Source organism: Acinetobacter pullicarnis, from assembly GCF_006352475.1.
Lineage (GTDB): Bacteria > Pseudomonadota > Gammaproteobacteria > Pseudomonadales > Moraxellaceae > Acinetobacter > Acinetobacter pullicarnis.
Map to the genome: position 1 here is coordinate 2,039,299 of NZ_VCMZ01000001.1, position 12,712 is coordinate 2,052,010.

The window sequence follows — 12,712 nt, forward strand, 5'->3', positions numbered from 1 at the left end:
GCCATTTTAGTGCTCTAAGTATTTAAATTTACAGTTTATTAAACATAAATTTAGTTATGAACAATATTCTAGGTGAACATAAGTTAAATAGAATATCTGAGACTGTAGCCTACGCAGTACTGTTTGTAGCTAGTGATCAGCTTTGCTTTTACAACACCATTCAGAATGTCCATTAGGTTTAGGCTGGTATATGCTGGCTGCACTTGCCGCTTGAACCCGACTGATTCACTATTTGAAATATTTTATGCATCAGCACTGTTGTAAAATCACATTTAAATTCCAACCCTCTCATTTTTCAACTTGCTCAGGTTATAATAATGACCTCCCAAAATATGGTTAATCTATTATGAACACCTCCAATGACCCTTTACACGGCAAAAAACTTGCTGATATTTTGGATGAATTATTGGATTACTACGATGGCTTTGAAGGCTTAAATCGTAAAATTGAAATTAGATGTTTTTGCATAGATCCAAGTATTAAATCATCATTGCGATTCTTACGTACCACACCATGGGCACGTGAAAAAGTAGAAAGCTTATATTTGTATGTCTTACGCCAAAAAGCCAAACAGAAATCGTAGTTATCAAACCCCTAGCCTCACTTAGATGTTGCTAACGTACAACGTCATTCCCGTACTTTTAATTTTTTAGTTGATCCTTAGTTCATTTAATGGCAGCTAAATCTGTAATTACCTGATCCATCTTACTGCATCAGATTGCATAGAATTAAAATTTACGGGTCAAGTTACTGCGCCAGACAAATCCAGAGCATTGTGAAAATTAGATTATTTGCTGCTTTGATGCCCTTTCAAATATCATTTAAGTTATGCCCAAATCAGAACTCGAATTGATTTGTATACCGCGATCCCTGCTGCAGCATTTGATGTAAAGCGAATTTGGACAGAAAAAATTTTAGCTCAATTTTAATCTCACAGAGATATTGCGAACATCGGTAACGGTCAGATCTGATTTGAGCGAATACAGCAAGTGTATGGTCAGTGAGAATTATAAAAACTGAAATATAAGTTTGGTTAAAAAACGATTTACGCAAGAGGTCTATTGAGTACTTTTTATAATCACTTCTTAATTCATTATTATTTTTATGGGTTTCTTTGTTATTTTTTATTTTTATGGGCAAGATATTTGATTATACAGTATTTTTTTAACTTCATATTTGTTTAAATACCATCTGTGATTGCCACTACTTTCTTTAAAATTTATTTTAATAATCTCGTATAAATTTATTAAATATTGAAACATATCAAACTTATTTATGTCGGAGTATCCTGTATGGGATTTAAACTTATACCAACACTAATCTCTGTCTCTATTGCACTTACTATTTGGTTTATTATTCCTATACCGCATGGTGTGACGCCAAATGCTTGGTTACTCTTTGCGATGTTTTTGGGTGTAATTGCTGCCATTATTGGTAAAGCGATGCCGATTGGTGCCATTTCTATTATTGCAATTGCATTGGTTGCTATTACTCGGGTCACGTCAGATTCACCCAGTGATGCAATTAAAGATGCGCTCAGTGGTTTTTCCAATCCATTAATTTGGTTAATTGGTATATCCATTATGATTTCCAAAGGATTGCAAAAAACAGGTTTAGGTGCACGTTTAGGCTATTATTTTATTGCTGTATGGGGAAAACGAACCATTGGCATTGGTTATAGCCTGGCACTCTCCGAGCTTATTTTAGCACCCGTTACACCAAGTAATACGGCACGTGGTGGTGGTATTATTCACCCGATTGTACGTTCAATTGCCGAAAGTTTTGATTCTGATCCTGAAAAAGGTACGCAAGGAAAAATTGGTAAATATCTAGCTTTAGTCAATTATCACTCGAACCCGATTACCTCTGTCATGTTTATTACTGCAACAGCACCGAACCCGCTGATTGTAGATTTAATTGCCAAAGCGACCAATAGTGATATCCATTTAAGTTGGACCACTTGGGCGTTGGCTATGATTTTACCGGGAATTGTTGCTTTAGCCGTGATGCCGGTTATTTTATATTTGATGTATCCACCAGAGATTAAAGAAACACCTGACGCGGCTGCATTTGCCAAAAGTCGTTTAAAAGAAATGGGGCCAATTACCTTACATGAAATGATTATGCTCTGTGTATTTGGGCTGTTATTGATTTTATGGGCTGGCATTCCAGCGATGTTGTTAGGTGATCTATGGTTGATTGATCCAACAACCACTGCATTTATTGGGTTGTCATTGCTGCTTTTAACTGGTGTTTTAACTTGGGATGATGTGCTTACTCAAAAAAGTGCATGGGATACGGTTACGTGGTTTGCTGCCTTGGTAATGATGGCAACCTTCTTAAATAAATTAGGTTTAATTGCTTGGTTTTCTAGTGTGTTACAAACAGGTATTGGACACTTAGGCTTAACCTGGATACCGGCTAGTTTATTATTATTACTTGCCTATATGTACGCACATTATATGTTTGCCAGTACTACAGCGCATATTACTGCCATGTTCTCGGCATTTTATATTGCTGGGATTGCCGTTGGTGCACCGCCTATGTACTTTGCTTTAATGATGGCTGCTGCTTCAAGCATTATGATGACCTTAACCCATTATGCAACGGGTACTTCACCAATTATCTTTGGCTCAGGCTTTACCACGTTGGGTGAATGGTGGAAGGCTGGTTTTGTTATGAGTGTCGTGAATATTTTAATTTTTATCTTCCTCGGTGGAATATGGTGGAAATTCCTCGGTTATTGGTAAAGGTTTAAACTAAGCGCATGCAATGGATTAACGTGCATATTCAGTTATTGTATTTACGTTAATCCACCGCTTCAGTAAGCCCCCTGATTATCGATGCTGATTTTAGGTTTTATCAGGAGCATCGATAATTTTTTGAATAACATGCGCATGTGTAGGGATAATCCCGACTTTCATTCCAAGTGGTTTTAATACTTTATTTAAGACGGATTGCGTTAACTTATCATTATCTTGCTCAATATTGGTTAGCGTTCTACGACTTATCCCAACGTAATCTGCATATTCTTGCTGCGACATTTCTAAAATATTTTTTCTTAAATAAATGATCATTTGTCCCAGCGTCATTTCATTTAATAAATACTGCTTATATAAGTCGATAAGAATCTGTTGACGGTTCTTTTCTTGATTTTCAGCACTCATAATAAATTCCACCGCTTTAATTTGGCTTCGATATAATCAAATGACAGCACAGGCATTTTTATAATTTGTTCTGGAACACCTCTCTGAATCAATCTCTCCTTGAGACCAAGCAATTTAACTGCTAAAGATTTTAAAGTCCTTAAAGAAAGACGAGGGTCACACAAATGCGCAAGCTGTTGAGTTATGAGATCCCATCGATACTCACCTCCCTCCTCATATGGGCTTTCCCAAGTGGTCGATCTCGTCACTACTTCTGTATCAGCTTTCATGGGGGGCGAAATCATATATAGGTGCAAGTGATATTTGACCAGCACTTTTAATAAAGGATGTATTGCGCCCATGATTGTCTGAATTTCCAAAAATAATATTCAATAAATCACAAAGATCATTTATTAGATTAAAGTGATTTAAATGGCTACCCGATGGTTTATTTAAAATTGAATATACAGATTCAAGACCATGTCGATGCCATTGCTGATCACACCACTCATTATCAAATCGTGGCAATCACAATGCAGGATATTTAGCACCTATCATCAGTTCTTTCATTATCATCATGAGCAAATATTTTCTCAATTACTAATTTTAAAAATCGTGCTAAATCTAGCTGATGTCTCTCAGCAGATGCTTGAATAAGCAACTCCCCTGAAAATAATTAAACTTAAAATCAGAAAATCGCATACCCTATATTCAAGGGGATTTTCTATGACGAACGCACTTGCTGACCACGCTCAAATAAGCGTGGTTTCTAATTTTTCTGAACTTATAAACGCTAATTTTCAAGGCGATCAGAATGCCATTTGCTGGCATAGAAGTTTGCTTGGTGATTTTAAAGAAATTGTGGCTAAACTTGAGTTGAAAGAGAATATGACTGAAGTTTCCGTCGAAGATCTTTTAATGCTGCAACTTTCAGAAAAAGCAAATCTTGCAAGGAACGTTATCTTAAGCGATATCCAACAATTAACTGATTTCGGTGCATCCCCATCGCTGAATCTGCTTAAAAATTATGAGCGGGATGACGAGCTCGATTTTATATCAACAGATGTTTATTCCTATCATATTGACCGCTCCCCGATTGAAACGGATACTTTTTTATGTACTTATCATGGTCCTGCAAGTGAGATCTTGCCGCATGATCAGGTGGAGCAAAAGATCTTAATTCCAGAAATCAGAGAAAAGCTTAAAAAATTATATGATGGCCCCGAAGCTGAATTTGAAGCTTTTCTAGAAGAATATTTCTTTGATCTGCATTATCAGCCTAAACCCAATTCAAAACCGGTAAATTTAGGTTCAGGGCATCTTTGGCGCTTGGCAGTCGATCATCCCACGCAACAAGTTTTGCCCTGTGTGCATAGAGCACCGATGGAAAATGATGGTGAGTATAGATTGCTCTTGATTTGTTAATTATTGATATCATCAATAAAAATACTTAGGCTATTTTATGATGAAAATGAAGTAATAGATTAAGTTTATAAAACAGCCAAGATATTTTTAAAATGTAAGTCTCAGATTTCCTGAAACATTCTCAATCAATTCATGAGGAACCTTGGCGGCTTCTGCCAAAGCATTCCATCCTGAGACAACCGCTATGGTGTGATTTAGCACTTCTGAGACATATTTAGGCGTAAATTTTCGACTTAAATGTTGCACTGAAAGAATATCAGCCAATACGAAATCTTTACGCTTACCGTTAAGTGACATCCAATGTGAGTCCACCCAGAAAGAATCTGGTTTATAGCTGAATGCTAAATCATAAGCCGGTGCCAATTCCCATTTATGCTCACGCAAGATGAAAGAGAAATTTTTAGCATGATCATCATGGTTCCGCGCAACAATATTGAAAATCATGCGTTTTAGCAGTTGATCAGCCTCGACCGCAGTCATTTTGAGTGTACGAAGCACCATAAACAGTTCTTCATAAGAGAACGAACCTGGCATCTTATAGTCAATATGTGCCATCCCATTTAGGGTTTGTACGTGTAGTTTTTCATTCCCAATACGATCATAGCGCTGCGTTACAAAATGCTGTCGATCACCCTCACTTAAGAGATGACAAGGCATCATATCAATTCCACAGGCGGTTGCCATTTGGTAATAGACGTATTCCATAGCTCCGTAACCCATTGGATCACCGAAAGTTTCTTTGTTGGTATTACGCTCAGTTACACCATCAAATTTGACCAAATAATGTGTGTATCCATTTGGAACCTTCGTCTGCCCTGAGCGAACTTTTGTAAAATCTTCATTAAAAGCCAATACCGCTTTGGGTCTTGCACCACCTGCACTGGTACCGACACTGAGCAGTGAAAGCATTGCATCTCGGTCATCCGAGCCATCTGCTTTTAATTCCAAATCAAATGTATTGCGTGACGATAGGACTTCCTGAGCAATCGCGACCAGTTCATTAATTTGCACCGATTCATTGGCATTTAACTCACCGCGGGCTTCCGCAGGTAAAAACTCTAATGCGCCCATACCACGCTTGCCTGTATAGCGCAGGCGCTCAATTGGGGTAATGCTATTCAGTGCGCGTCCCTTTGTAGCCAACCAAACATTCAAAATACGATTCCCGAAATCATCAGGAAGTGAGTCCGCCAACATTCCTGGTAAACCTTTAAAGGTTTCAGGGTTCAAGGTATTGAAGTTATAGATGTAATTTTCTCGCAAGGGCATCATTAACGGTGATAATTCGATACCCGTTCGAACAAAATCAGGGGTATACATAAATGCCCCATGCCCCGTTGATGGATCAAAACTCAATGCGCCAACATCATGGTTTTTATACATTACTTTAATGACATCTGCCTTGATTACCATCCGAGATCTTCCTCTTTATCTACTTTATTAACGGTCTGATCTGGTGCGGTATCATGATTCACACCGGATGCTCTTTTACGAACGCGACCTTGTAACTTTAATAGTTGTATTGGTGATATTTGTTGTGGTGGCATCAAATTATCTAATTGATCGGTACTTTCCAATGCAATCAAGAGCGCCATTAAATCTTGAACACTACCCTGCCCATGTTCTAGTTTTTTGACGCTGTAGCGACTTATCCCAGCTGATAAGCCAAGGTCTTCTTGGGTGAGATTTAAATTAAGTCGGGCTTGCCTTAATCGTTCACCCAATTCACGCCCCATGGCATCGGGTGTTTTTAAAGCACTGAATTTCATAATTTCACCATGATTGAGAACGGCCTAATCTGCTACAGCATAGCACTTTCCAATCTTGCAATATAGTGGTCATAAATTTAATCATTAGGTGGTGTTTTAGAGAGTTATAGTTAAATATTTGATCATTATGGTTCTGCGATATTGGTTTTAACCAGAAAGCATATTGAATGAAAAAGGCGAAATCAAGCATGATTAAAACTGCACTGCATGCCTGTCCACATCAAGTAATTTAAAGATTGCCATTGTAGAAAAAGTAATTCGTTATTGAATACAAATTAATACCCTATGAGTATTAATTCGACCTATTGAAAGGTATTGGATATTAAATCGTATCAAGGCGAGACTGCTTTGACCATGTTAATCATGTGGTTATCCATAAATCAGGCTTTGATTTTAATTAGCCTCTACGTTTCATTAGGAGACATTTATTATGCTAGACACAGAAATTCAATATCTACCCGGTGCGAGTATCGACAAAACCAAACATGCACATTGGGAAGATGGTTCACTTATCGTTCGCACCAAACATATTCCTTGGACTCCTTGGGCTCTACCTGGTACTGAGTTTAAATTGTTAGATTACGATAAAAATCATTCTTATTCTTGCATCTTGCTACGCATTTCTGCTGATGCACCTGCCACGATACATAAGCATATTGGTGCTGCAAATGCTTTTATTCTCGAAGGTGGATTTGGCTATGAACACGGCGCTGTCTACGAGGGTGATTTTATGTGTGAAGCAGGAGGCGTTACACATATGCCTCACGTATTTGAAGGTGGTTGTACCTTACTTGGATTTAACCATGGTGCAGTAGCTGGATTTTCTCCTGAAGGTGAACTATCAGGCATCATTGATGTTGATTGGTTAATTGAGCAAGTAAAAGCGAATAATGCATTTGACCATCTTGCACACAAGGAGGCGCTATGAAAATTACGCGTTTTGAAGGAAAAGTTGTTGTGGTAACTGGAGCTGGATCTGGTATAGGTCGCGCATGTGCACTTCGACTCATGGCTGAAGGCGCTGATGTTATTTGTATGGATATGCAACAACAAGCGGCCGCACAAACGGTCGCTATGGTGACCGAACTAGGCGGTAAGTCGAGTTATCATGTGGTTGATGTCACAAATGAAACAGCAGTTGCTGATGCGATACAAGCTGTCATTACAACACATACGCAAATTGATGCCGTCATCCATTGTGCAGGAACCCCAGGTCCACTTGGTGGCCCAATTGAATCAGCCTCTTCTGATTTTGAAAAGACCATGCAAGTGAATGTCATGGGGGCTTTTTATTTGTCTAAACATGCGCTTCCACATCTCATAAAACAGCGTGGCAATATAGTAATGATTGCATCTTTAGCGGGGATTACAGGTGGGGGTCCCCCTACCGTTGGACCATTGGTTGCTTATACAACCAGTAAACATGCTGTTATTGGCATGGTGCGCTCGATTGCTTATCGCCATGGCATAGATGGAGTTCGTGCCAATGTTGTTTGTCCTGGATCTATACGAACCAATATGACTCAAGCAGTTGCTGATATTAGCCCGAATTACATACGGCTTGTTGAAGAAGCCACCCCAATGCAACGTTGGGGAGAACCAGAAGAAGTTGCTGCCGCAGTCGCATTTTTAGCAAGTGATGACGCTTCATTTGTGACGGCAGATGTATTGGTTGTTGATGGTGGCTACATCAATAGTCAAGGTAAAGTTTATCCGCAGTTTGATCAAACTTAGACAATCAACGCTTGAGGTTGCGGCAGAGGAAAGGCCGTATCCAGATAATCCTGTAGAGAATGAATATCTATCCAGGATATGAAATCAATAAAAGAAGGAATCTATGTCTAAAAATAATGTCTGCTTATTAGGCGTAACGACGTTGATCAACCTGCTGGGCATTATGCCAGTATGGGCAACGGAAGGTGGAGGGAGTACCTATGCACATGGAACTGAGAATGCATTTGTTGGCTTTATGCCCTCCCCTGGATTTTATGGGCTTGTTTATGCAAGTCACGATCATTTAAGCAAGCTACGTGATGACAAAGGAGATGAAATTGAGCTGCCATTTGATGTAAAAGCAAATGTGATTGCTCCACGTGCAGTCTGGGTGACAGACACCAAGCTATTAAATGGACAACTTGCTTGGCATGCAGTACTCCCCCTAGTTTCACTGGATTCACACATTGCTGGATATTCAGAGAAACACCAAGGTTTAGGTGATTTGGTTATTGGGTCTGGGCTTGGATATCATCCATCAGAAAAGGTGCATTATGCATTTGGTCTAGATATCACCGCACCGACAGGCACCTATAAGCAAGATAATCTGGTTAACCTTGGGCGGAACTATTGGAATATTCAACCGGCCTTTGCACTCAGCTATATTCAAGCAAGTGGACTCAATGCAGACCTTAAGCTGATGTACGGGATTAATTTCAAAAATAGCGATACCAATTATCGCTCAGGACAAGAGTTACATATGGATTATGCACTTGGGTATGCCTTGAATAATGGATGGACTGCTGGAATAGGGGGTTATCTCTATCAACAAACCACGGATGACAAGCAAGATAGTACGGTAAGGTCCAATAGCAAAGGTCGAGCTTTTGCAGTTGGCCCATCCATTAGTTATCACAACAACAGCGGATTTTTGGTGTCAGTCAAATGGCAACAGGATTATGGGGTCCGCAATAGAGCAGAAGGAAATGCGGTCAAAATAAAACTTGCCATTCCATTTTAAATTGTTTGTAGCCATGTAGTTCATAATGAACGCATCACAAACGGAAACTTAAGGTCGTCAACGGTTATGTCGAAGGATGATGTAGTGGAACATCGGTTGCCCGAATAGGTAAAACCTTCATTTCTGAAGAGACTAAACTAGATGCACTCAGCGGCACTAAACCTACGCGCTGCGTTGCTCGTACAGCCGCTAACATGGTTTGAAAAAAACCAACTTCCAAATCTATATTCACCCGTATACCTTGATCACTAAAAGACTGCATGACAGCGCGGTAAACGTCAGGTGCACGCGATCGCTCAAAGAGAACCAACCGTTCAGCAGCAAGTTCTACAATACTGATCTCAGTTTTTTGAGCCAAGGCATGATTGGCATCAACCAGTATGGCGATTGGCTCTGTAATGATTACAACCTCCCGCAATCCTAACCGCACAGGCAATCGATCTCGTTCACTTAAAGCAGCAAACTGCAAATCAACATTGCCATGTGTCACTGAGAAGGTTAAATGTTCTGGGGGTAAATCCACAGGTTTTAATTGCACTGTAGGATGAGCGGAAGAAAAGGCTTCCATAAACTGGGGCCCCAATACTGTAAATGCATATTCCAGCATTCCAAGCCTTAAACGAGACTGCCCTATTTGTTCTGTATGAATCGAAATTACAGCATCATCAAGCATGCTTAATATTTGATTCGCTCGTTCTGCAAATAAAATACCTGCTTGAGTTAATTCTACAGAGCGTGTTTTTCGAATGACTAATGTCGTTTTAAGTGATTGCTCTAACTTCGCAATGCTACGTGAAAAAGGAGGTTGTGCAATATTACATTTTTCTGCGGCACGAGTGAAATGCTGTTCATTTGCAAGCGCAACAAAGTAGCGAAGCTGATCTAACGAAACATGACGCGATGCATGATGCATTTCATTCCCCTAACAAGATCGAGTCAAATAGAAGTGTATTTAATTAAATGATACTCGTATATAGATAGGCATATAAATATTGAATATAAGTACTAAATTTAGCAATTTACTTAAAAACTAATTTTACGTTTGAATTGATATTTCTCACCTGCCATTCCACCAATAGGAATCAGCTTTCCTTCGCCTATCAGGATAGTTACAAACGTCAAAGCACAAAAAAAGCAGCTGCATCACTGCAACTGCTTTTTATCATTTAATGTGGTTTATGACGGTCTATACAAACCGCTTATGAGCAAACCGTACCATCGATCTCATTCATCGTTCCTTTATCGGCCGCAATAACGGATGCTGCAATTGCATCAACAACCCGATTGAGTGACTCTCTAGACGTGTTGACAATTTCTGGAATTTTATTGCCTTGTGGTGTTGCCTGTTGAACAACTTTATTGCTAAACGTCATACGACAACTTAACTGTTGCTTGGGCTGCCCTTTCGCATTTGGATCTGGGTTTAACGGTCGATTCGGGTCTTCACGTTTAATCATCCAAGCCACCACGATTTCATTTTCGATAGTCGAGGTCTTGGTATTTTCAACAATATCGAAGCGTGAAAACTCGGCTGCAATCCGATAAGACACTTGGCCACCAGTCATGCCACTGCTATAGCGATCAACTGCACCTAACTTCTGCTGTAAACCCGCAGATAAACCATCGCGCAACTCTGAACCCAAGGTTGAAGCCCAACGATGCTCTTCCAATAAAGTCGATTTACCATTGGGATTCTGCAACACCAAAAGCGCTTGATTCAAACGATCTGGCAGACCAACAGCCATCACTTCAATCAGCTTTACATTGGAGTTGACCAAAGGGGTAATTTTTGGGGTAAGCGTATAATAGGTTGGCGTTGGTGACGTCGAACACGCCGTTAAGCCAATCCCCATACCGACCAGTAGCATCAATCTAGCACTATGACCAAGGCCGCTTGATGAAATGCTCGATAAAAAATTACCCATGTTTATTTTATTTCGCATGATTCGCCTCCGGTTTTTTCCCACGAATAATCGATTCAGGATGCTGTTCAATATAATCAGCCATTAACTGTAATGATGCTGCGGCACGAGTCATTTGTTGCAGTGCACGGCGTACATCTTGTTGCATTGGCGCATCACTCGAAAGAATAGATTCACTCGATTGCATGGTTTTTCTTATATCATCTAATGTGGCTTGCATACCTGGTGCAACTTTACTGTCTAACTGCTTAATTAACTTATCTGTAGACACAATCGTGGCATTCATCGTCTTCAATGTCTGACGAACATCATTACCAATCTCAACCAGTGGGAATTTAGTGAGTTTATCAGCGATTTGTGAAACTTGGGCTTGTAAACCACTTAACTCAGTCACGGTGGTTGGCACTTCAACGACACCATTTTCTACAGTTTTTAGTGTTGCAGGCTTGGCTTTCGGGAATTTATCAAAGGCAATATAGTTTTGGCCGGTTAATACATTGCCAGTCCGCATTTGCGCACGCCAGCCGCGCTGAACAAAGCTCTTGAAGATATCGCCCTTAGGATCAACTTCTTTTCCTTTGGCTAAACGCGATGGATAAATCACGGCATCCACACGCATACGCATCAAGGTATAGCTTGGGTTAAACTCAGCGTTGATTGATGTGACATTACCAATGTCGATTCCCATGAAATCAATCGGCGCACCTGCGCTCAATCCACGTAAAGAATGATCAAAATACATGACAATTTGACTTGCGGGACCATCTGGATCTTTTAAAGCCTCTGCTTGTGAACCCCATAAAGTAAAGTTACTTTTGTCTGCAGCAACCGCTGAGGTTTTCGCATGCTCGGGATAACCAAATGCAATCCCACCCGCAACAATACTGGCAAGGGATTGAGTGTTCAGATTGAAGCCAGATGCATTCAATGTCACATCAATACCACTGGCTTGCCAGAAACGTGCATCTTGGGTGACAAACTTATCATAAGGCGCTTGAATAAAACTTTGTAATTCGACCTGTGTACCATCATTAGATAGTTTATAAGCCGTAATTTGCCCAACATTGATACGGCGATAATAAATCGGTGCACCAATATCTAATGAGCCCAGATCTTTGGCCTTTAAGAAAAACACTTTCCCGGGCACATCCGCGGCAATCACAGGGGGAACTTCTAGACCGTTAAAGACCGTTTCTTTTACCCCGGTTTTACCTCCATCGACCTCAATATAAGAACCAGACAATAAGGTATCAATACCTGAAACGCCATTGGTCCCAATACGTGGACGAACCACCCAGAATTGCGTATCTTTTGAGGCAAAATTGCTGGCATCTTTACGTAATTCAATTTGTGCGACAACATGGCTACGATCTTCAGAAAGTTCGATTTGACGAACGAGGCCGATATCCACTTGTTTATAACGAACGGTGGTTTTTCCAGCAACCAAGCCGTCTGCAGTTCTAAAAGACACAGAAATCTTAGGTCCTGTATCTAAAATAGCTTTTAAGGCGAGAGAAAGTGCAATCACCAAGGCAATGGCTGGAATAAACCAAATAAAAGATGGCCGCCATCGCCCCTGTTTTTTTGCAGGTTCAGGCAACGTCTGACGCTTTTCATTGCCATTTTGCTCAGTCACTTGCACATCTGCTGTAGTAGCCTCTGGCTTGTTGTGATCTGAGTTTTCGTTAGTCGTTGTATTTTCAGACATATCCATCA

Annotated in this window: 12 protein-coding genes and 1 pseudogene; 6 read left to right on the forward strand and 7 right to left on the reverse strand. The window is 40.1% G+C overall.

Annotated elements, in window-relative coordinates:
* Window positions 1-346: 346 nt before the first annotated feature.
* Window positions 347-583: a VF530 family protein gene (locus FD716_RS08975; RefSeq protein ID WP_139852006.1), complete on the forward strand. Its 237-nt coding sequence runs from the start codon at window positions 347-349 to the stop codon at window positions 581-583.
* A gap of 709 nt (window positions 584-1,292) precedes the next feature.
* Entirely contained in the window at window positions 1,293-2,750 is a 1,458-nt protein-coding gene (locus tag FD716_RS08980; protein WP_139852007.1) for a DASS family sodium-coupled anion symporter, read from the forward strand.
* 102 nt (window positions 2,751-2,852) lie between these two features.
* On the opposite strand, the gene FD716_RS08985 is transcribed toward FD716_RS08980, so the two are convergent.
* Together FD716_RS08985 and FD716_RS08990 are read right to left on the reverse strand one after the other, a co-directional pair.
* Window positions 2,853-3,167, reverse strand: coding sequence for a helix-turn-helix domain-containing protein (locus FD716_RS08985; protein WP_139852008.1), 315 nt, complete (start codon window positions 3,165-3,167; stop codon window positions 2,853-2,855).
* A pseudogene (locus tag FD716_RS08990) lies at window positions 3,164-3,710 on the reverse strand (HipA domain-containing protein); the annotation flags it as partial. The pseudogene FD716_RS08990 and the gene FD716_RS08985, both read right to left, overlap by 4 nt.
* A 162-nt stretch (window positions 3,711-3,872) precedes the next feature.
* On the opposite strand from FD716_RS08990, the gene FD716_RS08995 reads away from it, so the two are divergent.
* Window positions 3,873-4,571, forward strand: a complete 699-nt coding sequence (locus FD716_RS08995) for a DUF1826 domain-containing protein (protein WP_139852009.1) — start codon at window positions 3,873-3,875, stop codon at window positions 4,569-4,571.
* Between the two features lie 87 nt (window positions 4,572-4,658).
* Here the strand turns inward: FD716_RS08995 and FD716_RS09000 are convergent, their stop codons facing one another.
* Both FD716_RS09000 and FD716_RS09005 read right to left on the reverse strand, forming a co-directional pair.
* A complete protein-coding gene (locus tag FD716_RS09000) occupies window positions 4,659-5,984 on the reverse strand; it encodes a type II toxin-antitoxin system HipA family toxin (RefSeq protein WP_215895458.1) in 1,326 nt (441 codons plus the stop codon).
* Window positions 5,978-6,340: a helix-turn-helix transcriptional regulator gene (locus FD716_RS09005; protein ID WP_139852010.1), complete on the reverse strand. Its 363-nt coding sequence runs from the start codon at window positions 6,338-6,340 to the stop codon at window positions 5,978-5,980. The genes FD716_RS09000 and FD716_RS09005 overlap by 7 nt, the downstream gene beginning before the upstream one ends.
* Window positions 6,341-6,770: 430 nt before the next feature.
* Between FD716_RS09005 and FD716_RS09010 the strand changes: the two genes are divergently transcribed.
* The 3 genes from FD716_RS09010 to FD716_RS09020 all read left to right on the forward strand — a co-directional run bounded on the left by FD716_RS09010 (window position 6,771) and on the right by FD716_RS09020 (window position 9,074).
* On the forward strand, window positions 6,771-7,268 hold the full coding sequence (locus tag FD716_RS09010) for a cupin domain-containing protein (RefSeq protein ID WP_139852011.1): 498 nt from the start codon (window positions 6,771-6,773) through the stop codon (window positions 7,266-7,268).
* Window positions 7,265-8,074 carry an SDR family NAD(P)-dependent oxidoreductase gene (locus FD716_RS09015; RefSeq protein ID WP_139852012.1) on the forward strand — a complete coding sequence of 270 codons (810 nt, stop codon included), beginning with the start codon at window positions 7,265-7,267 and terminating at the stop codon, window positions 8,072-8,074. The genes FD716_RS09010 and FD716_RS09015 overlap by 4 nt, the downstream gene beginning before the upstream one ends.
* Window positions 8,075-8,177: 103 nt before the next feature.
* Window positions 8,178-9,074 (forward strand): SphA family protein, encoded by an 897-nt coding sequence (locus tag FD716_RS09020; RefSeq protein WP_139852013.1) that lies wholly within the window; start codon window positions 8,178-8,180, stop codon window positions 9,072-9,074.
* 64 nt (window positions 9,075-9,138) lie between these two features.
* Here the strand turns inward: FD716_RS09020 and FD716_RS09025 are convergent, their stop codons facing one another.
* From FD716_RS09025 to FD716_RS09035, 3 genes are all read right to left on the reverse strand, one after another.
* The gene (locus FD716_RS09025; RefSeq protein WP_139852014.1) at window positions 9,139-9,987 is read right to left on the reverse strand and encodes a LysR family transcriptional regulator; all 849 of its coding nucleotides are present in this window, start codon (window positions 9,985-9,987) and stop codon (window positions 9,139-9,141) included.
* Between the two features lie 286 nt (window positions 9,988-10,273).
* Window positions 10,274-11,017 carry a PqiC family protein gene (locus FD716_RS09030; protein WP_139852015.1) on the reverse strand — a complete coding sequence of 248 codons (744 nt, stop codon included), beginning with the start codon at window positions 11,015-11,017 and terminating at the stop codon, window positions 10,274-10,276.
* Window positions 11,007-12,704: a PqiB family protein gene (locus tag FD716_RS09035; RefSeq protein ID WP_139852016.1), complete on the reverse strand. Its 1,698-nt coding sequence runs from the start codon at window positions 12,702-12,704 to the stop codon at window positions 11,007-11,009. Before FD716_RS09035 ends, FD716_RS09030 begins: the two co-directional genes overlap by 11 nt.
* Between the last annotated feature and the right edge of the window lie 8 nt (window positions 12,705-12,712).